The following is a 26,184-nucleotide window of genomic DNA, read 5'->3' on the forward strand; positions in this document are numbered from 1 at the left end:
CCAAACGAGCAACTCTCACGTCGTTATCGTACAGAAATATGTTGTATAACTACCATAAAATCACCGCAACCAACCGTAAGCAGACACAACCAAGTTAAGGTGTGCTTATTTAAAATATTACGAGGATATAACAACTATATAATTCCCAACGCGCAGATAACCGTTACAATAGAAGACGTTCTTTATTAGCAACTGTGCTCAGAAGAATTTTAGGCAGTATTTTGTATAACTATATTTTAAGTCAAAGCGAGCGTTTGTAATCGCGCTTACTATTAGCCAAGTTTAAAGGAGTAAGTCATATGGCACAGGTTCATACCAACAAATCTTTCAAGTCTCTGTTTAGCGTTACCTTGATGGCGGCTGCACTGGGTCTAACGGCCTGTAACACTTCAACAGGATCTAACCCTGACGTGCAAGCGCGTCAAGACACCATGAAAAACTGGGGCGATGCAATGGGCGTCATGGGTGATATGGCAAAAGCACCTGACACATTTGATGCCGATGTATTTAAAGAGCAAGCTGCGTTCTTGGCAGAAGATGCCGCCAAGCCTTGGAGTCATTTTGAAGATCCAGAAGCGGTAGGCAATGCTACTGAAGCGGTTTGGTCTAATGCTGATGGCTTCAGTGCTGAAGCGGAAAACTTTCAAAAAGTTACTGCTGAGCTAAACGCCGCCGCCCAAAACGCCACTAGCATGGACGATGTTAAACCTGCCTTTGGACAAGTTGGTGCAAGCTGTAAATCATGCCATACCGACTTTAGAGCAAAAGACGAATAAAGCTTTGTATTTATAGCCGGTAGACACGTAAAAAAAACCGCCATATCAATTGATGTGGCGGTTTTTTAGTTTTCTAAGTATTATTAGATATCATATTTTTGATACTAATTAAATATTTCACCAAGCGCACTACTCTGCCACTGTTTTATTCACATCCACAACGTCTTGCTGCTCGTTCATTTTATTAACGATTGCACTTACTGAAGGATCACTCAAATCGATTGTACGTATTGGGAAGGGAATATTTACGCCCGCTGCATCCAACGAGTTTTTGATACCTACAATTACTTGATGAATCGAAGCAACCTTATTGGCTTGCGTACCATCTTCGATAAACCAGCGTACCATTAGATCAATGGACGAACCACCGAAACCAGTGGCAATTACGCTTGGTGTTGCTTTCTTTGAGACGCTCTCTATCTTATCTAATGCTTTTATAATCTCAGCTTTGGCCGCTTCAATATCATCTTCATAGCCGATACCAACTGCGACTTGCAGACGACGCTGCTTATAGGCGGTATTGACGGTCAATGCTGAAGTATAGAGATCTGAGTTTGGAATCACCACTTGACGACCATCATAAGTCCTGATGGTGGTTGCACGGATTTTAATATCTTCGACCGTTCCTTCATAGTCGCCTGAAACGATTTGATCACCGATACGAAACGGCTCTGAAATTAGCAGCAAGATACCAGAAAGCAAGTTTTGGAAGATATCTTTAAAAGCAAAACCGATAGCCACAGAACCAATACCTAGTGCGCCAATCAGCTTAGCAGGGGTAAATCCTGGTACTGCAATAACCATCGCTATCATAAAACCAATAAAGAAAATGAGTGCCCCACCTACCCGCTGAAACACCTTGACCAAGTTCTGATGACGACTACGACTGCCTAATAATTTGTGAACGATTTTTTTGAAGACAATCGATAAGAACCAAAAAATCAGGATAACGATAATTGATGCGACAAAATATGGGATGCGCTCAACAAAGCCAACCCATATCTCATTTGCCGAACCAAGGATGCTTTGATAAGTCAATCCATCCGTTGTCGTAGACTGCGCAGCCGTCTCAGCACTCAGTGTCGTTTCTGCCTCAGAGGTAGGCATCTGGGTGATACTCCTTTATTCTATCTATTTTTATTAACGCACTTATCTTAATAGGTGCTATCGTTCTGACAATTAGCCCATCAAATCGGCCTGTACGATTTCGATCCAGTAGCCATCTACATCTTTGATAAAGGCAATGTTTTTCATGCTGCCGTCTTCTGGACGCTTTTTGAATTCGACGTTGTTTTTATCAAACCAAGCAACCGCTTCATCCAAGCTTGGAACACTAAAACAAATATGACCAAAACCCTGTGGATCCTGATTGCCGTCATGATAACTAAAGTCAGCTTTTGTCTCGGTACCATAGTTATGCGTCAACTCTAAAATACCACGCTGGCGGAAAGCAAAGATTTCTAGATCATCGCCAGTTGGCAAGTTTTCGCGCTCGCTTTCGGTCAACTTAGCCAAGAAATATAAATCAAATCCCATGTCAGGGAACTTCTTCACGGCAAGCAAGGTCATGCCCAAGACACCAGTGTAAAACGCTAGCGATTTGACAGGGTCTTTGACACGTAACATGGTGTGGTTAAAAGTAAAACCGGTCGTCTGTGATGAAATTGGCTGAACACCATCTGTGCTAACGCTGCTAGCAGGCTGGTCTATTGCGTCGTTATTGTTGTTAGATGAAGTAGACATAATTATCCTAATATAATTCAAAAAATAAAGGCATAAACACGCAAATCACGATGGTCGTGATTTGCATCGTTCTCTTATCATAATAAAAAATGGCAAAATAACTGATAGGGTTTTGTAAGAATATGAACAAGGTATGTTCGTCTTTATCCCCTAACTAGCTAATTGTCTGAAGCTATCCAAGACTGACTAGCTATCTAAAAAGCGCACTTTTCCTGTCTCAAGGTCATACTCAGCACCGACTACCAATAGCTGCCCACTATTGGTTAAGTCCTCTAATGCACGTGAGCCATGCTTGAGCTGACTGACTGACATACGTACGTTAGCGCGGATAGAGCGATCGACCAGCTCGTCTGCATCGACGTCCTGACCATTGGCAGTTGCCAATTCGTGCAAGTTATAAACGCTTGGGCGAATACGATCAACGATAGATTGCAAGTTAGGTGAATAGTTCTGCTCAGGGTTAATCAATGTCTCAACGCAAGCCGTGACAGCGCCACATTTTGAGTGTCCAAGTACCACTACCAATTGCGTACCAAAGGCTTCGGCTGCAAACTCGATTGAACCAATCTGTGATGGTGCAACCACGTTACCCGCGACTCGTATAACAAACAAATCTCCCAAACCTTGATCAAAAACAATCTCAACTGGTACTCTTGCATCGGAACAACCCAAAATAATGGCCAATGGATTTTGATCCTTGACCAACTCTGGACGGCGCTGCATATACTCATCGGTACTGGTGAGGCTATCAACGTAGCGTGCATTACCTGCTTTTAAAAGCTCAAGCGCTTCTTGACCTGTGGTTGGGCGTATATCGGTAGGCATGAGAGATCCTTTATCATCAATAATATTAGAGTTATAAGCTGTTTTGCATACATATATTCAAACACAGATTGGCTAATTATCGCCAAACTATCAGGCTAATCATGTTTGTCAGCCATAACGTGATTGTATAGCAATAAAAACCAAAAAACGGTAAAAAAATTTGTCTAAATATCGCTAGGTAAATGTAGTCACATGTAAAAATACAGCTGTATATATCGCTGCTACGATAGTATGACTCGCGTAACTTATAACGAACTTGCACTGAATTATATCAAGGGTTTGTTATAATACGCAGCACTCAGGCAGCATTTAGACAGTAATCAAATCGTGCTTACGCTCATGCCAATCCCTATAATGACAGCCAGCTGCATATAGCTATTGGACGCTCAGGAACAGATATTATGACCGATTTATCTCAAAATACGCATAACACCTCTGCGTTACCTCATGATGATCAGGTGCTGCTGCAACTGACTGGTCTAAAAAAGACTTATGATCAAACCGAAGTCCTAAAAGACATCAACCTTGATATCAAGCATGGTGAGTTTTTGACGCTGCTTGGCCCATCAGGCTGTGGTAAGACGACATTACTACGCTTGATTGCAGGCTTTGAGCAGCCGAACGCTGGAGCGATATATTTGGATGGCATACAGATGGCGGGATTGTCCGCTGATAAACGTCCGGTCAATACCGTATTTCAGCAGTATGCGCTGTTCCCTCACATGAGCGTTGCCCAAAACGTAGCATATGGCCTAAAGCTGAAAAAAGTCCCAAAAGATGAAATCCAAAGACGTGTCAGCGAGATGCTAGCGATGGTACAGCTAGAGCATTTGGCCAACCGCAAGCCGCAAGATTTGTCTGGTGGTCAGCAGCAGCGAGTTGCCATTGCACGCGCGGTGATTAACCGCCCTAAACTGCTATTGCTTGATGAGCCATTATCCGCGCTCGATCACAAACTGCGCCTGCAAATGCAATCTGAGCTAAAGCGTCTTCAACGTGAGCTAGGCATTACCTTTGTCTTCGTGACTCATGACCAAGAAGAGGCGCTGTCGATGTCAGACCGTATTGCCGTGATGAAAGACGGCACGTTCCAGCAAATCGGTACGCCTATCGAGATTTACGAAACCCCTGCCAATCTGTTTACTGCCAAATTTATCGGTGAGACCAATCTGTTTAGAGCTGAGGTCAAAGGTGTCCATCCAGACCAGCCAGATCGCGATGGCAAAGTGACCAACGGACGTATCGAGGTCGAAGTCTGTGAAGCACAGGCGCAAGAAGGGCCGACCACCTTACGCAACTTACGTCGTCCCAATTTTGCCAATGATGTACAAGTGGGCGATATCGTCAATTTATTGCTGCGTCCTGAAGACCTGCGTATCTACGATCCAAAAGACAATGAGCATAGCGGACTGTTAGGCCGTGTCATCGAGAGTAACTATAAAGGTAGCACCTTAGACTCGATTATCGAACTGGCAAATGGTCATATCATTAAAGCCTCTGAATTTTTTGATGAGGATGATCCAAGCTTTGATTACAAACTAAACGAGGGCGTCAAAGTCTCATGGGTAGATGGCTGGGAATGGGTATTACCAGAAGACTCTGAAACTGTGCCAGACATAACTGCACAAAAGGATGGTAGCTGATGGCTCGCAACCACTTAGGCAGTAAAAGTCCATTTCGTACCGCCACGCTTTGGCTAATCTGGGGTTGGCTACTGATATTCGCACTATTGCCAAATATTCTAGTCATCGCTGTCAGTTTTTTGACCCGTGATAGCAGTGCCTTTATTAGCTTACCTGTCAGCATCGACAGTTATGTGCGGATGATTGACCCGTTGTATTTTGAGGTATTTGTCCACTCATTATGGATGGCAGGTATCACAACGGTTATCTGCCTACTGCTTGGCTATCCTTTTGCATGGCTGGTTTCCAAAGCAAAAGTACGTTGGCAACCGCTACTCATGATGTTACTGATCCTGCCATTTTGGACCAACTCTTTGGTACGGACTTATGCGCTCAAATTACTATTTGCTAACAATGGCTTGATTAACAAATTGCTATTAGCCATCGGTGTGATTGATACGCCTATCGATATTTTATATACCCAAGGCGCAGTGATCGCAGGACTAACTTATTTGTTATTCCCGTTTATGGTGCTGCCGCTATATGCGGTATTCACTGACTTGCGTAATGACATGCTATTGGCTTCGCAGGATTTGGGTGCAACTAAAACACAGACCTTTTGGCATGTGGTACTGCCTTTAACGACGCCAGGGATTATCTCTGGTGTACTGCTCGTACTATTGCCTGCGATGGGTATGTTTTATGTGGCAGATATCTTGGGTGGTTCTCGTAACTTATTGGTCGGTAATATCATCAAAAACCAATTTCTGGATGCGCGTGACTGGCCCTTTGGCGCAGCAGCCAGCGTATTACTAACACTGGCGATGGCAGTATTATTACTTGCCTACCGTGCCAGTAGTCGCCGCATTGGCAAGACTGACTTTAACGAGGTGGCCTAATGTCTTACAGCTCACCGAACAAAAAAACTCGTACGCTCAAAATTGGCAGTATCGCTGCCAAAGGATATCTCGGTCTTATTTATACTTTGTTATATCTACCCATCATTGTTCTGGTGGTGATGTCATTTAACAAGTCAAAAATCGGCTATAACTGGGGCGGCTTTAGCTTAAAGTGGTACGAATCACTGTTTAACAACCAAGCGATGCTAGATGCATTTTGGCACTCGATTGTCTTAGGATTGGTGGCAGCCACTGTCTCAACGTTGATAGGGACGCTTACAGCGTTGGCGTTACACCGTTATAATTTTCGCGGTAAAGGCTTACTAAATGGGCTACTGTTTGTCCTGATGATGTCGCCTGAAATTGTATTGGCTATCTCATTATTAGCATTGTTCTTACTGATTGGTTTGCAATTGGGCTTTGTCTCACTGCTATTGGCGCACATTACCTTCTGCCTGCCCTTTGTTGTAATTACTGTTTTTGCGCGGTTAAGTAGTTTAGATGAGCGCTTGATGGAAGCGGCACGCGACTTGGGTGCTAACGAATCAATCATGGTGCGCACCGTATTGATTCCCGTTATCTTGCCAGCAGTCATGGCGGGTTGGTTACTGGCCTTTACCTTGTCGCTAGATGATGTGGTGGTTTCGACCTTTGTCACAGGGCCTAGCTATGAGATTTTACCGCTGCGCATTTATTCTATGGTGCGCGTAGGACTCAAACCAGAAGTTAACGCCATTGGTACGTTATTGCTGGTCGCTTCACTAGTATTGGTCGTTATCTCACAATTATTGTTACGCAAGCGCTAGATATTGATTGCTGACTAATTGCTTATGAACTGCTTATTAATAATGGACTATGAGTGAAAGTCAGCGCTATATTGACTATAATGAATTTTTCTCACCTTAGCGGTTAGGTTATATTATGCTTGAGCTACGTCATCTTAATACATTAACCGCGCTACGGGCGCATGGTTCACTTGCAGCAGCGGCGGATGAGCTACACGTTACTGCCTCAGCTGTTTCGCATCAATTAAAAGAGCTTGAGAACTATTACGATATCAGCTTGGTCAATCGTCGGACGCGCCCGCTTAGTTTTACGCCAGCAGGTAAAGCAGTATTGGCATTGGCAGACAACATCCTACCGCAAGTTACTCGTACCAAATCTAACCTTAAACGCTTAGCTCACGGCCAAGCAGGTAGATTACGTCTAGCATCAGAGTGCCATAGTTGCTTTGATTGGCTCATGCCAATACTGAACCACTATCGCCGTGAATGGTCGGATGTCGAGCTAGACTTTGCCACAGGGTTTGAGCCTGAGCCGCATCATCTACTCATGGAAGGTGATATTGATCTGCTTATCACTACCAGTGATTTACCGCTCGACGGTATCAGCTATCAGCCATTGTTTGAATATGAGAGTCGTTTGGTACTTTCACCAACGCATGATTTAGCTGCTCAAAAATTTATTGAACCAGATGATTTGATTAATGAGACATTGATTGCCTATCCCGTAGAAGCCAAACGGCTCGATATCATTGCTAATTTTATGACGCCAGCACAAGTAAGCTTTGAGAGTGTTCGTACAACAGAGCTGACCGCGATGCTGATTCAGTTGGTTGCAAGCGAACGCGGTGTGGCAGCACTGCCCGACTGGGTCGTTGCTGAGTATGAGAAAAAAGGGTGGGTCGTCTCACGACCATTAGGTGATGGCGTACATTGTCAGCTATACGCCGCGACGCGTACTTCTAGTCAAGATATTGCTTATATGCAGGGATTTGCCAGTTTATTAGCAGGGATTGTAAAGCCAGTTTAATACTCCACTGTTGATTACATTTTTCGGTTATAAAATATCGTTCGCTTTCTTACGTTATGATAGGCGTTGGGGAAAATGATGGTTCCCTAGTGAGGACTTGAATCTTTGGCTGTAGGCTAATGGTATGAGTATCTTGAGTTATTTATGTAGTCGCAGTGTACTTCGTTGTATACATGCAATAAGCCTTCGATAATAGCTAACATCATCTTTGTTCATCATAAGCATTGTTACGGGTACAAAAAGGATTTTAGGGATATATTTGCAAGCATCTCACTGTTTAAACAGACCAGTTAATATTAGAACGGTAGAAAAGCCCAGCAAACATAAGTTTCTCATCCTTAATTCCTGACTCTATAGAGCTTTCAATTATCTTTTCATCAACATTATCACTTTCGTGAACTCTACTAATTAGGGTTCGAACTCTATTTTCAGTATCAAAATAGATAGCTAAGATATTTTGCTTGTTCTCAATAAAAATATCTGGGAATGTATTAGTTGATATCATATTTTTTATACTACCCATAATATCTATTAACTCCCAAGTATACTCCGGATATTGTATCCAGACCTCGCAACAGTCAATCAGCATAGGATAGCCCTGCTCATAACTAATACCCTGGACATGCTTAAAATCAAAGTCAGACATATACGATTCGTCAAGCTCATTAAAGCTCTCGGTAGACAATAAGAATTTCATTAACTCTTCTTTAAACATAATTTAGTCTCTAAACTCATTTCCAGAGTAGTATATTCAATCAATGAGTCATTATTATATGTTCGGTGCGCTATACAGGCTTCGAACTCTAACCTTTCTGTTCTAGAACTAGAACTATTTAATAAAGGCTTTGCAAAATGCAATTTAAATTATTTATAGAATTAGATGGTAACTTGACTGATATTTCGGATGTTAAGATAAGTAATTTCAATAATTTAGAAAAAGATTGGTATTATTTGCAAGGGAGTATTGAGGTCATTAATGAGAAAGCAGAGGTATATATTAGTAGGGGAGATACGACTGATATCATTCCTTTTATATATGAGTTTTTCTCATTATTTTATTCAGCCGAAATTGCTAGAGAGGAGATGAGTGAAATGTCTTGGGTGCTGTCAAATAAAATATGCTCAAGCACAACTCTTCACCACCCAGAAATTAGTGAAATCATGTTTAAAAGAATGAACGATGTTTATTTAGAAATTCGTTTTCTCTATCACAATGGTGATTATAAACATTTCAATTTTGAAGAAAATAATTTTTTTAATGATATTAAGATGGATTATGATCAGTTTGATAAGGCTATAAGAATATTATATCCAAATACTGAAATAGGTATGTTGAATGATCTTAAGAAAGTAATCAGAAATACTTAACTATACTACTTACTCAAAAGTACGACTAAAGCTTTAATTAGTGAGATTAAATAAGGTATCCCCCAAAGGAACCAACTATCTCACCCTGCAAACCTATTAACAGACCACTTATAATAGACTATTAAACAATTAATATTTATCAACGGCTACAAAATTAGCTTAAAGAAATAAAAGCCAAGCGCGGTTGCTAATAATGTCAGTCCAACATGCAAACCGATGAGCGCTAAGCCTGCCAGCAGCCGCCCGTCATGGATAAAGCCAAATACCTCTGCACTAAACGTACTAAAGGTAGTCAACCCACCTAAAAAACCAGTTATCACAAACACGCGTACATGATCAGATAAGTTGCTTCCCATGCGCTCAAACCACACTAGTGCCAGCCCTATCAGTAGTCCGCCTAAAATATTGGCGCTCAGGGTACCGAGTGGCACCCAACCGTGCAAAGCATTAAAACGCGATAGCCAAGCTCGCAGACAAGCACCAAATGCTGCCCCCAAACCAATAGCAAGCCACTGCATAGACTATCCTTAATTCATATAAACGTGTTGGACCAAATGCTCATTTATACGGCTGGCAATTCTGTCATCGGCCAACGCGGAATACAGCTAACGGCCAAATCATCAGACTGTCCTGCTTGCAAGCGCTCAAAACCTGCATAAGCAATCATCGCCCCATTATCCGTACATAGCGCAGGCGGTGCATAATGAACCGTCGCATTGATTTTAGCCAGTTCGCGCTCTAGCGTCTCACGCAGATGAGTATTGGCACTGACCCCGCCTGCAATGACCAGACGGCTCATATCTGCTTGCTTAAGTGCTTTGACACATTTTTTCACTAGCGTATCGACCACTGCATGCTGAAAACTTGCAGCAATATCAGCACGAATCTGTGGATCGCTATCAGCACCATTGCCCGACCCTCCTGAATGTGGCGTATCTTTAATCAGATTATGCACAGCCGTTTTCATGCCACTAAACGAAAAGTCTAGACCTCGATGTAGCATTGGTCTTGGTAGTGCGTAAGCATCAGGGTTACCTGTTTCTGCCAGTTTGGCAATATTAGGACCACCCGGATAAGGTAGACCGAGCATTTTGGCGGCTTTATCAAAGCACTCTCCTGCTGCATCATCGATCGACTCACCCAAGATTTCATACTGCCCCACACCATGAGCAGCAATAAGTAAGGTATGACCACCAGATACCAGTAGGGAGACAAAAGGAAACGCCGGAGGGTTTGCGCCCATAAGCGGTGCCAAAAGGTGCCCTTCCATATGATGAATACCAATCGCTGGAATATCCAAACCATATGCTAAGCTACGACCAAATAGTGCGCCTGTCATCAATGCGCCAATGAGTCCCGGCCCTTTGGTATAGGCAATCGCATCAATCTCGCTTTTTTTCATATCGCACTGCTCTAGCAGCTCATTAAGTAACGGCACGAGCTTACGAATATGATCACGGCTAGCAAGCTCAGGCACAACGCCGCCATAAAGTGCGTGCAGCTCAATCTGAGAATACAGTACTTGCCCGACCAAACCTTGGTTGTCGCTATTTATTTGCTCACTATCAAAAATCGCTAGCCCCGTCTCATCACAAGAGGTTTCTAAGCCCAATACTTTCATACTTTTGCCTTTATACTTTCGTTTTCGTGCTATTTTTATCGCACGTTTATCTTACATCATTTTGAGAAACTGGATAACTATAGTCAAAGAACTCTAAAATGAGTACAAGGCAGCCGACTGCAGATTGTACAAGTAGTACATCTAAGGAGGGTAACGCCGTAGCGGTTTAGTAGTTCACCGACTATAATACAATCAGCCACACACTATCTCGAATTCGCTTGATACAGCTGTATATTCTCAGACTGGCATGACAAAAAACGTGCATAAAAAAAACCGTCATTGTCAGTCACAATGACGGCCAGTTTAGCAAATTTCAATAGCTTACATACTCTATATATACCGTATCAGCTTACCGACGCTAGCATATAATCAACAGCCGCTTTAACTTGTGCTTCGGTCACACCATTCACCGCTTGCGCTGGCATTTTATTAAAGCCTTTAGCCGAGTGCATATACAGCGTTTCTTTATCTTTGGTCAGACGAGCTGACCAAGCCGCTGTATCACCATACTTTGGCGCATCGAGCAAACCTGCAGCATGACAAACCTGACAGTTTGATTCATACAGTTTAGCACCTGTATCTGCGGCCAACACTTCAGGCTCAGAATCAGTTGCAGGTGTTGCCACTTCTTCATCTACTATGTCAGCAGATTCTGTTGCTGCTTTTGGTTGGGTATCTGTTTCTGGATCAACCACAGACTCAGGCGTCGTGCCCTCGGCTACAGCTGCTTCTGCCACAGTGGTAGCAGGCTCATCGGTTGCTGCAGACTCTTCCGTAGCTGTGTTATCACCGCTACAAGCACTCACGGCAAATACCACACTTATGCTGATTACAGACAATTTCAGCTTGTTCATATACGGTTGTATATCAATCATGGTTTTACCCTTACTTAGGCAGTCTGCAATCAATTAGTGGTGCGTTATATTAGCTTAAAGTACTTACATATACGACTAATAACTGTTTAATATTCAGTTGAGCTAATGGTCAATTCAGCACTAAATTACTCAGCAGTGGCTGCAGCTGTATCATCAGTAGCCGCCATATCAGCGCTGTCAGTAGGAGCAGCGGCTGTATCCGTACTATCGGTAGCTGCTGCTTCTGCAGTATCAGCGTCAGCCGTTCCTGCTTCAGCAGTAGCTGTACCGTCAGCTTCTGTACCAGCTGCATCAGCTGCTGGCATTGGTGCTGTCTCTGGGAATTCCATTTCTTCAGCTGGTGGCGCATTTTTGATGGCAAGTTCAGCAGCTTCGTCAACGCGATCGATTGCCATTACTTCTTCATGCTCTTCGCCGCCACTACAAGCGCTCATGCTCATACCTAAAGCTACGATAAGTGCGGTGCTTAATGCCGTGTTAAATACTGTTTTTTTCATTCCAACATCCTCAATAAAATACACACAAAACGGTTCATAGGCTTACTATAATATGGGAATTATCATAGCATAAACTCCAATCAAACCGTTATAGACGGTAGGGGTTTTTTATTGATAAAGCGTTGTATATATGTCGAATTCATAGTTTGAGAGCCAAATTCAAATAGCCATCTAATTGAATAACCTATCGGCAATAAATGCTTAAAATCATTGACTTTGTTGGTATTTTTTATTAAAATACCTGCCCTTACGCTAATGCGTGAGAATTGTCCTAGTTTGAGCTGATGCCTGTAATCTTGAGATATTACGGCTAAATACTAATACACAGCCAAACTAATGCCCTTATATCTCATCCTAATCGAGGAGTCTTCATGCCTGCAGTTAAGGTTAAAGAAAACGAACCAGTTGATATCGCTATCCGTCGTTTCAAACGTGCTTGTGAAAAAGCTGGTGTATTATCAGACGTACGTAAGCGTGAGTTTTATGAAAAGCCAACGCAAGTACGTAAGCGTAAAAAAGCTGCTGCCGTAAAGCGTTATAAGAAGAAGTTACAACGCGAAACTATTCGTACCACTCGTATGTACTAATCAGTAATCTGATTAGTTAAGTACAAGCGCTACACTAACGCCACTGTTATCAATCGATATCAGTGGCGTTTTTTATGCTACAATTTTTGTTATTACTGCTGACATAATTTTTTATTAAAACCACTATCAGCAGGTTTTGTTCTAAAAATTTAACAAACAACCTCTAACGAATAGCATTTAACAGATCGATAAGGATAATAGCAGTGAGCCAACTTAAACAGACGTTATCAGATAATATCAAAGTTTCAATGAAAGCTCGTGAGCTTGAGCGCGTCAAAGTACTGCGCAATGTACAGTCAGTAGTGAAACAAATCGAGATTGACCGTCAGACAGAACTTGATGATGCCCAAGTATTAGAAGTTTTGCAAAAACAGCTAAAGCAGCGTCAAGAGTCACTAACTATCTTTACAGAAAATGGCCGTGATGACTTAGCCACAAAAGAGCAGTTTGAGATTGATATCATCAACGAGTTTATGCCGCAGCAAATGAATCAAGACGAGATCATGGCATTGGTAAATGCTGAAATCGCTGAGCAAGGTGCGACGTCTATGCGCGATATGGGTAGCGTCATGGGTGTGTTGAAGAATAAAACAGCTGGCCGTGCTGATCCTGCTTTGATTTCTAAAATGGTCAAAGACGCGCTACAAGGCTAGCACTTGCTATTGATTGGCAGGCTAATCTGTACAAATAACCGCCTAGGGCTTAAAGTCTTTGGCGGTTTTTATCGCTTTGAGTTCTGCATTAATATTGGCCAATAACGGACGCGCACTATTAGCCTGATCTGTGGTTTGTAGATTTTCCGTCAACTGTTTGGCCTGTGTCAAAGAGGTCAGCGCACTCTCATAGCGTCCATTCCATAGCTGATCATAACTGCGATAGCGCAATGCATTAATCGTCGCGATATTGGCTAACTGTGGTGAGGTGGTGGTCTTAGCAAGTTTTTCATTGGCAAGTTGTAAGCTTTGCCATGCATAACGATCGCTTGGCTGCTGTTCTGTTAGTGGCTTCAACAGCACTTGGGCTTTTATCGGCTGATTGCTATTAGTCAGCGCTTCGGCCAGATAAAGACGTAAGTCGCGACGCTCAGGATATAGGCGCTGTTGGCTCTCTAAAACATCTACGGTTTGTTGCCATTTGCCTTGTTCACTCAATAACTGACTGTGGGTAATCGACAATAGAGGCTCTAAACTCTGACGCTGCGTGCTTGATAACGCATTTATCTCGGCCAATACCTTATTAGCATCTGTAAAGCGCTGTTGCTCTCCATACCAATGAATTAGCGCAAGTTTGGCCCCGAGACTGTTTTTGGCGGCCGTTGTCAGTGTGACTTCAGAGGCATGTTTACCAGTCACTTGAACACGCCAATACAGTAAATCAAACAGTGCTTGATGGCGCTGCTGCTGGCTCAATGAGAGCGCTGGATACTGCTGAGCGCGACTTTGTGACTCGCTCAACCGCTCGTTACTCAGAGGGTGTGAGCGTACAAAGCTCGGTAAAAATTGATTCTCAACTTGGTTTAACTGACTCTGCTGATTCATCGTGGCAAAGAACCGTGGCATCGCCCGAGGATCATAACCCGCTTGGGTCATAATCTGCATCCCTACTCGGTCAGCCTCACGCTCGTTACTACGGCTAAACGCCATACTGCTATTCATAGAGGCTGTCTGACTGCCCATCATCACAGCCGCAGCGGCATCACCATCGACAGCTGAGGCAGCAATCGCGGCTAGCATACCGCCTAGCTGCATTAGCAAGGCTTTTTTACGTTCGTCAGCGCTGCTTTCGTAGTGCCGTTGACTGATATGCGCAACTTCATGCGCGACGACGCTTGCCAGCTCATCCATGCTACTAGCTGACAGGATCGTCCCAGTGTTGATACCGATTACGCCGCCAGGCGCTGCAAAGGCATTAATACTAGGGTTATCGATGATAACGACGCCAAGCGGTGCTTGCTGACGAGCTTGGGCATTGAGACGCCATGTCATGTCTTTTATCGTTTCTTGTACCCAAGGATCATGTTCCATTCTGACACGGCCATTGATATTCTGTAATGACCATTCACCAAGCATTTTGTTTTGATATTGCTCAGCAAAGCTCAAGCCTTGTCCACGCAGGTTTGGTAGATCTAGCGTTTGCGAATCTGTGACTTGCCACGAGCTATCAGCCAATGGCAGCGTTTGGCTCTCACGACTATGTGCACCGCTGGCCATGACTAGCAGCATCATTGACAGTCCTACCTTGATACCATTTGGCAAAGCTAAAATCATAAAATCACGTTTACCTTTTTGCTTAGACAGCATGAGTGGCAAGCCTACAGATTTTTTGGCTATTAAAGGTTTGTGGTTACTGTCAGGTCGCTTCGTTCTATTAGCATGGTACAAGTGCATATCCTATAAGATAATTAACGACATCTTTTCGACTATACGAGCTTGTTTATCCAAGGTCAATTCTACAATGAACTTAACTACCAATAACTTAGCCACCCGTCACGATTGTGCAACATGGCTGTGTAATTATTCATTGGGCTACTAATTATGCAATAAATCTCAATCGTATAACTATTAATCGGGCAGTTGCTAATCGTGCAACTCTTGGTTATATGATTCTAGTGAACCGAACACAGCGTTGATTATATTCAACTGCAACTATACATTGTCTATTTGGTATAATAAGTAACAATGATAGTAGGTTTAGATGACTGTGATGGCGACCTCATAATTTATGATTGATGGATTATGTTCGTAATCAATATCAAAGCTTATTATTAATAAAACAAATTAAAATATAGATATCTACAAGGTTTAAGTTATGCCCGCTGATAGTAAACCAGTCATCAAACGTGTGTCGCATTCTATACAGTTATCAGCGAGTTTGACTGATGCACAGCAGAACGACATTGTGAGTTTACTAGAGCTGCTACCGACTGAAAGTCATAATTCAGATGATGTAGCTACAGCGCAATCTGAACTAAATATAAAAGGTTTTGTTGATGGACGCGGTCTTGCATGCCCGATGCCATTGTTAAAAACTAAGGTCGCATTACGTGACGTAACAGTTGGCGAATCACTGTATGTGGTTGCAACTGACCCTAACTCGCAAGCTGATATCACAGCGTTTTGTAGACAAAGTCAGCAATCACAATCGACAGATTATTTAAAGCTAGTGGTCAATGAAGTTACTGACCACTCGTCAGTTGATGGCACATCATTACAGTGTTTCGCTACAATATATCACTTCATCATTACCAAAACTGATAGCAACTAAGCGCTGCTATCCTTTACAATTAAATCATAAAGATTTTTATCTGACTATTTGCTTAACTATTTAACCAAGGTCAAGAATATGGCTAATACTTCTACTGATGCTGTAAATACAAATAAAAAAGATGGCTCAGCTCCTATAAAAAACGATGCACGCGATGCTGCATTAAAGGCCGCTGCTCAGCGACCACCTTATGACGCGAGTGCATTGGGCAATACCAGTACGCGTGACTTAGTACCAGCTATGCCAACTCACCTGTCAGCGCCAGGGGTCAACTTGGGTGCATATATCAATACTGTCCATCAAATTCCTATTTTGACACCGGTACAAGAGCAAGAGCTAGCACATCGCTATTATGATGAAGGTGATGTTGAAGCCGCTCGTCTACTGGTGATGTCGCATCTACGTTTTGTAATTCATATCGCACGTAGTTACTCAGGTTACGGATTGCCACAAGCAGATTTAATCCAAGAAGGTAACTTAGGATTGATGAAAGCAGTCAAACGTTTTGACCCAAATAAAGGCGTACGTTTGGTATCGTTTGCTGTGCATTGGATTAAAGCTGAGATTCATGAGTTTGTGATTCGCAACTGGCGTATTGTGAAAGTTGCGACCACCAAGGCTCATCGTAAACTGTTCTTTAACCTCCGTAGCCTTAAGAAGACCAATAATCAGTTGACACTAGAAGAAGCGGACGCTATTGCTAATGACCTGAATGTCACGCGCAAGCAAGTGTTAGAGATGGAATCACGTCTAACCTCTTATGACGCTTCGTTTGAGGCGCAATCAAGCGACGATGATGATGGTCGCTATGCCCCTCAGCTATTTTTGGAAGATGGTATCGATCCAGCTGAGCAGTTAGAGGAAGCGGATTGGGAAGAAAATAACTCATCAGCACTCATCGCGGCTATGGGTACCTTAGATGATCGTTCGCGTGATATCGTTGAGCAGCGCTGGTTGTCTGAGCAAAAATCCACCTTGCATGAGTTAGCTGCGGTTTACTCTATCTCAGCTGAGCGAGTCCGTCAGATCGAGAAAAATGCCATGGACAAGATTCGTGATGCGATGACCATTGATAGTGTGATTTTGCCAGATGATATTCAGTAGCCTTAAGATGATACGAGTTGTTCAATGTTAAATTGGATTGGTATTGCTGCAGTTAATATGGCTATTGCTGTTGCTCTGGGTGCATTTGGTGCGCATGGTCTAGAAGGTCGTGTCAGCATTCAACAGCTTGAATGGTGGCATACGGCAACGCTGTATTTGTTCGTACATGCGCTAGGATTATTGCTTGTCGGTCTGCTAATTCGTTTGAAATATATTACTCAGACGACCGCTTGGTTACTACAAATTGGTATTATCATTTTTGCTGGTAGTTTGTATGCCATGACGCTTGGTGCACCGCGCTGGTTCGGTGCGATTACGCCTATTGGCGGCGTTCTTATGATTGCAGGTTGGCTATGGCTGGCCACTTCTGCCTTTCGATTGAAAGACTCAGTTAACTGAGCTGTTCAATAGTCATTGTAATTTTTAGCTCTTTGCATCAACTGCAACGAATCATCAATAACAAAATAAAAGATACATAGTGAATAGCGGATACACAGGAATTTTAAAATATTAAGGAGTATTTATTATGAGCACCATTAGTGTCAATGGTAAAAGCTTGCAAACCACTCATCAGACTGTACAACTGGTTATCAATGAGCTTGGTCTTAGTCAGGGTCGTTACGCTGTAGAAGTCGACGGCGAGCTAATGCCAAAGAGCGAGCTTGCTCAACTACGTATCGTAGAAGGTATGAATATCGAAGTAGTACAGGCCGTCGGCGGTGGTTGATAGTATTTAGACAGATAAGCTTGAGCTGACAGCTAATTCATTCTCGTTCTAAGTTTACTAGCTAAGTTTACTAATGATAAAAAAGACCTCAACGTATTACACGTTAGAGGTCTTTTTTTATGTCAATTACAAGCTAATGTAGCAGCCACTTATAAATTTTTTATTCTCTTAGTCTACTTTCACTAGCTTGTAACGATAGTGTTCAAAATTTTAAACTCGAACTATGCTGCTGGTACTGCTTCTGCAGGGGTTAGATCCTGATAGCGACTATCGCGTCCTGCACCCTGAGTCTTTTTGCGCTCTTGACGGGTTTTGTACTTACGTACTTGTCTATCTAGCTTGTCTGCCATCTCGTTAATGGCTTTATACATATCATCTTCATAAGCTTGGACAAACATTTCTTGACCCGAGACACGCATAATCGCTTCAGCTTTATGGCTCTTTTTACCGCCGTCGCTAGCACCGCTATTGTCTAACGATAAAATCACTTGAATACTTTGTATCTGATCAAAGTGACGCTCTACTTTTTCAAGCTTCTCGCGTACTGCTGTGTCCATAGCTTCTGTAACGCTGATATGATGACCACTGATAGAAACATTCATATTGTTGTCCTTTTATTTGTAACTTACAATCAACAGATGAGATAGCATTCTTGCTCTTATCATCCTGCCTTACCACTAACTACACCAAAGCCTCTAGTAATGTGTCGACGTATCCTTTTATCGTCTCCTTTATTAGTTGTAAATAAATACTATAAATCGGCACTTGGTTTTCGTCGTTGGTATGACTCTAATTTGTCATGAAAATCGCTCAGTAGCAAGCCGTTAAATTGTAATTAAGTGTAACAATACCTATTATTTCTACTTGGTTTCTATATAATCAAAAAATTTTATTTTTTATATCTGTATTGCACTATGCAGACAGGTAGCCATTAACCTTATAGAAAGGTGAGCTTAGATAATTAGTATTTCTGTTTGCGCTGAGTAGACGAGCCAATATTCATTGCTTCACGATATTTGGCGACGGTTCTTCTGGCTATATCGATACCATCTGCTAACAGCTCATCTTTGATACGACTGTCTGATAATGGCTTTTTGGGGTCTTCGTCAGCGATGAGCTTTTTAATCATGGCACTGATAGCGGTCGATGAAATATCTCCATCAGCACTACTTACGTGAGAGGAGAAGAAGTGTTTCAAAGAAAACAACCCTTGCGGTGTCAAGATAGTTTTGCTGGTGGTAAGTCGTGAGACCGTAGACTCATGCAAGTCAACTTCTTCAGCAATTGCCTTTAGTATCAAGGGTTGCATGGCGGTTGCACCATGCTGCAGGAACTCTTGTTGATAGCGTACAATACTGGTCGCTACTTTGAGTAGGTTTTGATTGCGCTCTTCGATACTACGAATAAACAATCGAGCATCGGTGAGGTTTTCGCGTAGATATTGATTGTCAGGGCTGTCATCGCCGCGCTTGACTAGGTTGGCATATTCTTGGTTTACGCGTAGTTTTGGTAAGGTGTCTGGATTGAGGCGTACATACCAGCCATCCTCTTCTACTTCAGAGTTACTTGTCGCCTTATTGTTTCTAACAGGTGTGACCAACACATCTGGAATATCGTAGCTTTCAGGCGGCTGGGCATAGTCAGGCTGGCTAGACTGAAACAGCAGCCCTGGCGAAGCGTTTAAGGTACGTAGTAGCGTAAGCGCAGGTGTGATATATTCTGGTGCAAGTCCTGTGCGTTCAGTCAGTGCTTTAATATTATTACTGACTAAATGCTCGCTCGCTGATAGGAGCGCTTGAGCTTCTTGTAGGTATTCGGTGTGGGCATCTAGCTTAGATAGCTGAATCGATAAGCATTCGCTTAAATGACGCGCCCCTACGCCAACTGGATCACAGGACTGGATGATACGTAATACCGTCAAGACTTCTTCTTTTTCAACGCGCTCATCCCATTGATAGAAACTTGCCATCGTATCAAAGCTCTGTAGCAGCTCATCTATATCAATTCGAATAAAGCCCATGTCATCCATGGAGTCTATTAAATACTCTGCAATCAGCGTATCGGCCTCTGATAAACGCTTAAAGTTCAGCTGCCAGCGCACATGATCTTGAATGGTAGACGATGTACCGCCTTGATAACTATCGAAATCTTCATCACCCCTACTATTGCCAGAGCCTGTTGCGGTAGAAGCATAGTTACCCGTGTCAAAGCTACCTATATCAAAGCTATCGGCATCTGAACTGCTATAGCTATCTACATCTATTGCACTATCATCGATATTAGGCTGTTGAAGCTTATCCAAACTATCACTGAAGCTATCACTACTATCGCCGTTGTACTCTGTACCGCTAGTAGGTACTGAGTCGAATGAGTCACTGCTACTTTGATTCCAGCTATCAAGCGTCAACGGCTCGCTCCACTCCTCTATTTCATCGTCACCACTGTCGTATTCGTCATCGTTTTCGATACGTTCAAGTAATGGATTACTATCTAGCTTTGCCTGAACCTCTTGTGCGAGCTCAAGACTAGAGAGCTGCAGCAATTTTATGGCTTGCTGCATTTGCGGGGTTAGCTTTTGTGAGTTGCTCAGCGTGGTCGCCAATCCGAACGACATACTCATGGGCGGCTTTTTGCACTCCGATCTTAGTGATATTGTGTTTATTCTGTCAGTAAAAGTAACGACATAAATCTTATCAGGACATGACGATAGCATTTTTTGCCACAATTTTGCTATGATAATTTATGTTTTGTCCGGATACGTTTGGTTTGCTATCAATAGCAGACTATCATCTCGGCAAGGATGAGCAATCCATAAATACGAGCAGTCTGCTCATTACCGCGAAAATATTATAATAAATAAATTACGGTAAATGACCAATATAGCTCACACCCAATAGGAATATTGTCATGAATTTAAGTAACCATCAACTTAACGTCGCTGCTATTCAAATGAACAGTCAGCAGAATGTTGAGGATAACTTAGCAGATATCAAAGCTGCCATTATCGATGCACAAGGCCAAGGGGCTGAGCTCGTTGTATTGCCTGAGAACTGCTGTAGTATGGGACAGCAATCTGCTACTGCCGAGCGTTTTGACGACTTATCAGCGACGATAGCAGATTACGCACGCACTGCTGGTATCCATGTACTAGCAGGCTCATTACCCTGCCATTATCGCCCTGATGGCACTGTCGTTCCTGATGGTAGATTACGACAAGTGAGCCAGCTGTTTGCACCAGATGGCACACGTGTCGCACGCTACGACAAGATTCATCTGTTTACCGCAACTGTAGCCGATAAGCATGGCAGCTATAACGAAGCGGCGACCTTTGAGCCGGGTACGCAGACCGTAATTGCGCCACTAGCAGTAGGCAATACCGTCTATCAGCTCGGCATGATGGTATGTTTTGATTTGCGCTTCCCAGCATTGGCGCAGCGTCTGCGACAAGCAGGTGCTGAACTGTTGAGTGCACCCTCTGCGTTTACATACTTAACTGGGCAAGCACACTGGTCGCTGCTGTTACGAGCGCGTGCTCTAGATAGTCAATGTATGATCATTGGCGCAGCACAAGGTGGTGATCATCTCTACAAAGATGGTAGTACGCGTCAGACATGGGGACATGCAGCCATTACAGCGTTTGATAGTAGTGTTATCGCAAGCTATGACGATAGCGAACTGGATAAACAATATGCCATCGTCATGGCGTCATTAGACAAACAAGCGCAAGAGCAAGGCCGCCAAAAACTGCCTATCTTTGATTGCCATCGTTTGGCGTAGATTGTGAAATTCAATGGATTTCGTGCCTAATTGCTAAGGCAATTCTTCATTTTGAGCATGAGTTGCTCGTGGATGGGCGCGATCATAAACTTGCGTTAATTTTGCAAAATCAACGTGGGTATAAATTTGCGTGGTGCTAATATCACTATGCCCGAGCATCTCTTGTACGGCGCGCAAGTCACCACTGCCTGACAGCATATGTGATGCAAAGCAATGCCGCAATAGATGTGGATACATATTCTGTGCGATACCTGCGCGGGTGGCAGCAACTTTTAAGCGCTGTTGCACTGCCCGTGTTGACAATCTGGTACCGAGCTTTTCACTGATGAACAATGCGCTATCCATCTGCTCTACCCATAGATTACGATGCGGCAGGTAGCGACTAATTGCTTCTGCAGCCTTTATCCCTAATGGCACTAGGCGTGTTTTATTACCCTTACCCGTGACTCGTACCCGTAACTCAGACAAGTCCACATCTGCCATATCGAGTGCAACCAACTCGCCAACACGCAAGCCACTACTATAGAGCAATTCAAACATAGCCTTGTCACGCAACCATAAGCGCGCTTGCTCTGGTGTATCAGGCATCTCTTGATCGAGTAGCTGAGTCAGTAAATCGACATCAGCGATAGAAGGCAGCGGTCTAGGACTACGCTTCAGCTGATAGCCAGTGGTTGGGTTGATACGTGCTAGCGCTTCTTCAATCATCCAACCATAAAAATGCCGAATCGCAGACAACTCTTGCTGAACACTGGCAAGCGCCAACTTATCTTCATCAAGACGTTGACTGATGTGCTGGGCCAGTTGCCGTTTATCACAGCGTGTCCACGTTAGACGCTTCCCACGTAAAAATAACGCCAGTTGATTTAAACCAGCGAAATAAGCGGTTAGAGTATGCGGCGAATGGTTGCGCACAGACAACGTATTGAGCCAACGATGCACAGGTGCGAGTAGCTCTTGTAAGGCAGCGTCTGACTCTATAGTGGCGGCCAGCTCAGTAGATAGCCAAGGTGCTGAGCTCGCCGCCTGAATGTCATTATTAGTAGACATAACCATACTAAAACCATCCTTGGCATTTATACGATTGGCCTAACAACAGTTATCAGCCTTCAGCATTGGGTTTAAGACCCGCTTGTGCCATCAGGCCATCTGGACTAAATACGCCTTCGTAGACGAAAGCGGTCGGACCCGTCATCGTAACTGAATAACCTGGCTGCCACTTGATAATCATGCTGCCACCATATAGCTGCGCGCGAACTTCTTCACCTTCATCGAGCCAACCCTCACGTATACCAACGGCTACTGCTGCACACGCGCCCGTACCACAAGCTTGCGTCTCACCCACTCCTCGCTCGTACACACGTAGACGAATATGGCGCTGATTCATCACTTGCATAAAGCCCACATTGACGCGGTCTGGAAATGCAGGATGCGACTCAATTGCTTTACCTAGAGTCTCAACCTCAGCATCGAGTACGTCATCGACTTTTATCACAGCGTGCGGGTTACCCATATTGGCAACGTACAGCTGTACAGGCGTACCATTTACATCAAGATGATAAGTGTTTTGGATTTTGGTCGTCGCTCTTGGGCTAAATGGAATCTCATCTGGCTCAAATTTAGGCTTGCCCATATCGACATCTACCCAACCGTAACGATCAGTAGTCAGGGAAATAATACCGCTGGCCGTCTCAACGCGTAGACGCTGCTTAAATGACAGTTTACGTGCCTGCACAAAACGCGCGAAACAACGCGCGCCATTGCCACACTGTTCGACCTCGGTGCCATCAGTATTAAAGATACGATAACTGAAATCGACATCAGGGCGCATCGGTGGCTCAACCACGAGCAGCTGATCAAAGCCAATACCTAGATGGCGATCGCCCAATAACTGCACCAAATCCTTGGTCAAATCTAAGCGTTGGGTCACTAAATCAATGACCATGAAATCATTACCCAACCCATGCATTTTAGTAAACTCTATTAGCATATCTTTGATGTCCTATCCTATTTTTATGTATGCCTTATCTTAGCACGCTGTCAGATACAATCATAATAATACCAATCCCAAAAAATACGATTAGCGGTGTCAAACTTGTTTAGTCTACAGTGAGTAGTACTTGCACTCGTTTTCCTTGCTACTCTAATTTTTGTGAATGGTGTTGCCTTCAACTAAAGGCATGCCTTCAATTAAAAATCAGCTTTAATTAAAAAACACTTTCCTCAAAATCCAGTCATAAAAAAACCCATTGTCATTATCACAATGGGTTCTCTTCAATCATCAAATACGGCGATAGTTTTGGCTCGTCTTTAATAACCTTACTGCGCCTGCCACAATGTTTCATCTGCATATAACGCCTCAATCGTTTCGCGCTTGCGAATAAGCTGATGACTATCGCCAGACACCATCACTTCGCTAGCACGTGGGCGTGAGTTATAGTTACTACTCATGGTAAAACCGTAAGCCCCTGCGCCAGTGATGGCCAACACATCACCTGTTGCCAGTGATAATAGGCGGTCTTTTGCCAAGAAATCACCCGTCTCACAAATCGCGCCAACGATATCCCACGGCTGCGTACCATCCGTATCGATACCGGCATTAGGTAACACACTTGGAATCACGGCCATCTCAGCTTGATATAAAGCAGGACGAATCAAGTCATTCATAGCGGCATCAACGATGGCAAAATTTTTATGCTCAGTCGGCTTGAGTACGTCAACTTGGGTCAAAAGCACGCCAGCATTGGCAACGATACTACGACCTGGCTCAAAGAACACAGTCAAACCAAGCTCGCTAAGTTTTGGTAATAAAGCTTGGGCAAACTCAGCGATAGACACAGGTGTCTCATCAATATAGCGCACACCCAAACCACCGCCCAAATCGATATGCTGTAACTCAATACCTGCGTCACGCAGGCTATGTATCAGTTCAATCACTTTATCTAACGCTGCAACAAATGGTTCTACCTCAGTCAACTGCGAGCCAATATGACAATCAATACCAACGATGTCGATATGTGATAAATCGGCTGCTTGCTGATAGACCGCTAGTGCGTCTTCGTGAGTGATACCGAACTTGTTGTCTTTAAGACCTGTTGAGATATATGGATGAGTTTTGGCATCGACGTTAGGGTTGACGCGTAACGAGATTGGCGCAGGCTTATCAAGTGACTTTGCGACGTCATTGATTAAAGTCAGCTCGCTGATAGACTCAACATTGAAGCAGCCAATACCTTGAGTCAGCGCGTATTCGATATCACTATACGTTTTGCCAACGCCTGAGAATACCACCCGTGATGCTGCGCCACCTGCCGCCAACACACGCATAAGCTCACCGCGAGAGACAATGTCAAACCCAGCGCCCGCCTGTGCCAAGACACCAAGCACGGCAAGGTTAGAGTTTGCTTTTACGGCATAGCACACTTGATGATTCAGACTGGTAAAGCTATCAGTATAAGCTTGATAAACGTCCAGTATTGCTTGCTTTGAATACACGTAGCAAGGGGTACCATATTGTTTTGCCAACTCATCGATACTGACCTGCTCCATATACAATGCATCGTCGCGATAACTTAGCGCTGGCAAGTGAGCACTCAACGCTTTCGGGTCAACATATAGACCTTGCTCAGTTTGGATAGTAACGGATTCGCCAGTAGCAGAATCGGTCAAGTCAACAGGTAGTTCAGAATGACTCATATAAACATCTCTAATATAATCAGATTATCAAGGGTGAAAATTAAATTTAGGTAGCAAAGCTATTTAGCCATAACAGAATCGATGGTTAGTTAAGCAGTCAATTAAACTGTTAATTAACAAGCACCTAACCGCTAACTATTGGCTCAGCTTAACGATTATTAGCCTAGTAATTGTTAGCTTAAGCAATTAATAGTCGTTGGGATCAGTACTAGGCTCAGGCAGTACCATTTGCTCTTCTAGGTAGCGGTTTTTTTGATAGTTATCATCGTCGATACCTGCAAAGGCTGCATCTTGTGGATGGCTAGTACTATCAAGCACAGACGCACTGCTCTCTATCGTTTGACTACTAGAGTCTGCCAGATATAGATCGCCTTTTTGCCCGCAGCCTGACAATCCTACCATAACCACACTGCCAATAAATAAAGTGGCAACAGCCTGACGACTGGTACGAGCGAACGAGCTAGCATGCTTGGCTGCTGAGGGGCTGTGTATAATAGACATATAATAGATAACCTGTGAGCTTACGACGGCATAATGGCGTTAGTAAATCGTGATAAATAAAAAACAAACGGACAGCCAAACCAGCAGTTAAAGCACTGTCGTTATGACCATTTTCATCATAGCATTATTACATAAAGCTGTACGGATACTGAATATGATTGGTGAATAAATTTGCGTGATGTCGGATATTTTCTAAAACATTAGTCGAATTTTTATAGTAATATCGTCTGCGAGCTTAGATATGAATGTATGACATATGGGTATCTCGACAATATTTCTTACAATTTTGTGAGTCATAGCCCTACTATGTAGCCCATACAAGTTATTCATCTATATATCTATAACTCATTGAATATAATTGATTTATTTCGTATTTAGCCATTTATTAATCACACATTTTAAACCTTACCCCTGTCGTGGTGTAGAAACAAAAATGTGTTACATTATATTCCCAGTTTGCGGTGGCAATAGGATGCTAGCCTGAGATGCA

Annotated in this window: 28 protein-coding genes; 13 read left to right on the forward strand and 15 right to left on the reverse strand. The window is 43.3% G+C overall.

The annotated features are described in order from the left end of the window. Window positions 1-299: 299 nt before the first annotated feature. A complete protein-coding gene (locus ABFV72_RS04065) occupies window positions 300-776 on the forward strand; it encodes a c-type cytochrome (protein ID WP_347162535.1) in 477 nt (158 codons plus the stop codon). A 129-nt stretch (window positions 777-905) separates the two neighbouring features. On the opposite strand, the gene ABFV72_RS04070 is transcribed toward ABFV72_RS04065, so the two are convergent. The 3 genes from ABFV72_RS04070 to ABFV72_RS04080 all read right to left on the reverse strand — a co-directional run bounded on the left by ABFV72_RS04070 (window position 906) and on the right by ABFV72_RS04080 (window position 3,344). After that, window positions 906-1,883, reverse strand: coding sequence for a mechanosensitive ion channel family protein (locus ABFV72_RS04070; protein WP_102094685.1), 978 nt, complete (start codon window positions 1,881-1,883; stop codon window positions 906-908). Window positions 1,884-1,955: 72 nt separating this feature from the next. Beyond that, window positions 1,956-2,519: a lactoylglutathione lyase gene (gene gloA, locus ABFV72_RS04075; protein WP_201570448.1), complete on the reverse strand. Its 564-nt coding sequence runs from the start codon at window positions 2,517-2,519 to the stop codon at window positions 1,956-1,958. A gap of 186 nt (window positions 2,520-2,705) precedes the next feature. Then, the gene (locus ABFV72_RS04080; RefSeq protein ID WP_057758161.1) at window positions 2,706-3,344 is read right to left on the reverse strand and encodes a carbonic anhydrase; all 639 of its coding nucleotides are present in this window, start codon (window positions 3,342-3,344) and stop codon (window positions 2,706-2,708) included. A gap of 401 nt (window positions 3,345-3,745) precedes the next feature. On the opposite strand from ABFV72_RS04080, the gene potA reads away from it, so the two are divergent. From potA to ABFV72_RS04100, 4 genes are all read left to right on the forward strand, one after another. Beyond that, the gene (gene potA, locus ABFV72_RS04085; RefSeq protein ID WP_347162536.1) at window positions 3,746-4,987 is read left to right on the forward strand and encodes a spermidine/putrescine ABC transporter ATP-binding protein PotA; all 1,242 of its coding nucleotides are present in this window, start codon (window positions 3,746-3,748) and stop codon (window positions 4,985-4,987) included. Then, window positions 4,987-5,865 carry a spermidine/putrescine ABC transporter permease PotB gene (potB, locus tag ABFV72_RS04090; RefSeq protein ID WP_347162537.1) on the forward strand — a complete coding sequence of 293 codons (879 nt, stop codon included), beginning with the start codon at window positions 4,987-4,989 and terminating at the stop codon, window positions 5,863-5,865. The genes potA and potB overlap by 1 nt, the downstream gene beginning before the upstream one ends. Continuing rightward, window positions 5,865-6,671 carry a spermidine/putrescine ABC transporter permease PotC gene (gene potC / locus ABFV72_RS04095; protein WP_347162538.1) on the forward strand — a complete coding sequence of 269 codons (807 nt, stop codon included), beginning with the start codon at window positions 5,865-5,867 and terminating at the stop codon, window positions 6,669-6,671. Before potB ends, potC begins: the two co-directional genes overlap by 1 nt. Before the next feature lie 115 nt (window positions 6,672-6,786). After that, on the forward strand, window positions 6,787-7,677 hold the full coding sequence (locus ABFV72_RS04100; RefSeq protein ID WP_347162539.1) for a LysR family transcriptional regulator: 891 nt from the start codon (window positions 6,787-6,789) through the stop codon (window positions 7,675-7,677). Window positions 7,678-7,954: 277 nt separating this feature from the next. Here the strand turns inward: ABFV72_RS04100 and ABFV72_RS04105 are convergent, their stop codons facing one another. Further along, on the reverse strand, window positions 7,955-8,392 hold the full coding sequence (locus ABFV72_RS04105) for a hypothetical protein (protein ID WP_347162540.1): 438 nt from the start codon (window positions 8,390-8,392) through the stop codon (window positions 7,955-7,957). Window positions 8,393-8,529: 137 nt separating this feature from the next. On the opposite strand from ABFV72_RS04105, the gene ABFV72_RS04110 reads away from it, so the two are divergent. Further along, a complete protein-coding gene (locus ABFV72_RS04110) occupies window positions 8,530-9,045 on the forward strand; it encodes a hypothetical protein (protein WP_347162541.1) in 516 nt (171 codons plus the stop codon). A 146-nt stretch (window positions 9,046-9,191) separates the two neighbouring features. Here the strand turns inward: ABFV72_RS04110 and crcB are convergent, their stop codons facing one another. The 4 genes from crcB to ABFV72_RS04130 form a co-directional block, all read right to left on the reverse strand. Beyond that, complete coding sequence (gene crcB, locus ABFV72_RS04115) at window positions 9,192-9,563, reverse strand: fluoride efflux transporter CrcB (RefSeq protein ID WP_160021062.1); 372 nt, start codon at window positions 9,561-9,563, stop codon at window positions 9,192-9,194. Between the two features lie 44 nt (window positions 9,564-9,607). Beyond that, a complete protein-coding gene (gene tsaD, locus ABFV72_RS04120; protein ID WP_347162542.1) occupies window positions 9,608-10,666 on the reverse strand; it encodes a tRNA (adenosine(37)-N6)-threonylcarbamoyltransferase complex transferase subunit TsaD in 1,059 nt (352 codons plus the stop codon). A gap of 344 nt (window positions 10,667-11,010) precedes the next feature. Beyond that, the gene (locus ABFV72_RS04125; RefSeq protein ID WP_347162543.1) at window positions 11,011-11,541 is read right to left on the reverse strand and encodes a c-type cytochrome; all 531 of its coding nucleotides are present in this window, start codon (window positions 11,539-11,541) and stop codon (window positions 11,011-11,013) included. 125 nt (window positions 11,542-11,666) lie between these two features. Then, the gene (locus ABFV72_RS04130) at window positions 11,667-12,038 is read right to left on the reverse strand and encodes a hypothetical protein (RefSeq protein WP_347162544.1); all 372 of its coding nucleotides are present in this window, start codon (window positions 12,036-12,038) and stop codon (window positions 11,667-11,669) included. Window positions 12,039-12,409: 371 nt separating this feature from the next. Here ABFV72_RS04130 and rpsU point away from each other — a divergent pair, with 371 nt between their 5' ends. Beyond that, complete coding sequence (gene rpsU, locus ABFV72_RS04135) at window positions 12,410-12,625, forward strand: 30S ribosomal protein S21 (protein ID WP_010195908.1); 216 nt, start codon at window positions 12,410-12,412, stop codon at window positions 12,623-12,625. A 203-nt stretch (window positions 12,626-12,828) separates the two neighbouring features. Continuing rightward, window positions 12,829-13,278 (forward strand): GatB/YqeY domain-containing protein, encoded by a 450-nt coding sequence (locus ABFV72_RS04140; protein WP_057758141.1) that lies wholly within the window; start codon window positions 12,829-12,831, stop codon window positions 13,276-13,278. A gap of 42 nt (window positions 13,279-13,320) precedes the next feature. On the opposite strand, the gene ABFV72_RS04145 is transcribed toward ABFV72_RS04140, so the two are convergent. Beyond that, the gene (locus tag ABFV72_RS04145; protein WP_347162545.1) at window positions 13,321-15,006 is read right to left on the reverse strand and encodes a M48 family metalloprotease; all 1,686 of its coding nucleotides are present in this window, start codon (window positions 15,004-15,006) and stop codon (window positions 13,321-13,323) included. A gap of 427 nt (window positions 15,007-15,433) precedes the next feature. On the opposite strand from ABFV72_RS04145, the gene ABFV72_RS04150 reads away from it, so the two are divergent. From ABFV72_RS04150 to thiS, 4 genes are all read left to right on the forward strand, one after another. Continuing rightward, window positions 15,434-15,889 (forward strand): sulfurtransferase TusA family protein, encoded by a 456-nt coding sequence (locus tag ABFV72_RS04150; protein ID WP_347162546.1) that lies wholly within the window; start codon window positions 15,434-15,436, stop codon window positions 15,887-15,889. 240 nt (window positions 15,890-16,129) lie between these two features. After that, window positions 16,130-16,993: an RNA polymerase sigma factor RpoH gene (gene rpoH / locus ABFV72_RS04155; protein WP_197099889.1), complete on the forward strand. Its 864-nt coding sequence runs from the start codon at window positions 16,130-16,132 to the stop codon at window positions 16,991-16,993. A 24-nt stretch (window positions 16,994-17,017) separates the two neighbouring features. Next, window positions 17,018-17,392 carry a DUF423 domain-containing protein gene (locus ABFV72_RS04160; RefSeq protein WP_347162547.1) on the forward strand — a complete coding sequence of 125 codons (375 nt, stop codon included), beginning with the start codon at window positions 17,018-17,020 and terminating at the stop codon, window positions 17,390-17,392. 127 nt (window positions 17,393-17,519) lie between these two features. Beyond that, window positions 17,520-17,720 (forward strand): sulfur carrier protein ThiS, encoded by a 201-nt coding sequence (thiS, locus tag ABFV72_RS04165; RefSeq protein ID WP_057758131.1) that lies wholly within the window; start codon window positions 17,520-17,522, stop codon window positions 17,718-17,720. Between the two features lie 221 nt (window positions 17,721-17,941). On the opposite strand, the gene hpf is transcribed toward thiS, so the two are convergent. Beyond that, entirely contained in the window at window positions 17,942-18,322 is a 381-nt protein-coding gene (gene hpf, locus ABFV72_RS04170; protein ID WP_057758130.1) for a ribosome hibernation-promoting factor, HPF/YfiA family, read from the reverse strand. Between the two features lie 359 nt (window positions 18,323-18,681). Next, the gene (gene rpoN, locus ABFV72_RS04175) at window positions 18,682-20,340 is read right to left on the reverse strand and encodes an RNA polymerase factor sigma-54 (protein ID WP_347162548.1); all 1,659 of its coding nucleotides are present in this window, start codon (window positions 20,338-20,340) and stop codon (window positions 18,682-18,684) included. Window positions 20,341-20,627: 287 nt separating this feature from the next. Here rpoN and ABFV72_RS04180 point away from each other — a divergent pair, with 287 nt between their 5' ends. Then, a complete protein-coding gene (locus tag ABFV72_RS04180) occupies window positions 20,628-21,497 on the forward strand; it encodes a nitrilase-related carbon-nitrogen hydrolase (protein WP_347162549.1) in 870 nt (289 codons plus the stop codon). A gap of 33 nt (window positions 21,498-21,530) precedes the next feature. Here ABFV72_RS04180 and ABFV72_RS04185 read toward each other — a convergent pair whose 3' ends face one another. The 4 genes from ABFV72_RS04185 to lptM all read right to left on the reverse strand — a co-directional run bounded on the left by ABFV72_RS04185 (window position 21,531) and on the right by lptM (window position 25,694). Then, window positions 21,531-22,553 (reverse strand): tyrosine recombinase XerC, encoded by a 1,023-nt coding sequence (locus ABFV72_RS04185; protein ID WP_347162550.1) that lies wholly within the window; start codon window positions 22,551-22,553, stop codon window positions 21,531-21,533. Window positions 22,554-22,599: 46 nt separating this feature from the next. Next, entirely contained in the window at window positions 22,600-23,487 is an 888-nt protein-coding gene (dapF, locus tag ABFV72_RS04190; RefSeq protein ID WP_057758121.1) for a diaminopimelate epimerase, read from the reverse strand. Between the two features lie 329 nt (window positions 23,488-23,816). Then, on the reverse strand, window positions 23,817-25,193 hold the full coding sequence (gene lysA / locus ABFV72_RS04195; protein WP_347162551.1) for a diaminopimelate decarboxylase: 1,377 nt from the start codon (window positions 25,191-25,193) through the stop codon (window positions 23,817-23,819). A 186-nt stretch (window positions 25,194-25,379) separates the two neighbouring features. Next, on the reverse strand, window positions 25,380-25,694 hold the full coding sequence (gene lptM, locus ABFV72_RS04200) for an LPS translocon maturation chaperone LptM (protein ID WP_347162552.1): 315 nt from the start codon (window positions 25,692-25,694) through the stop codon (window positions 25,380-25,382). Between the last annotated feature and the right edge of the window lie 490 nt (window positions 25,695-26,184).

Source organism: Psychrobacter proteolyticus, from assembly GCF_039762275.1.
Taxonomy (GTDB): Bacteria; Pseudomonadota; Gammaproteobacteria; order Pseudomonadales; family Moraxellaceae; genus Psychrobacter; species Psychrobacter proteolyticus_C.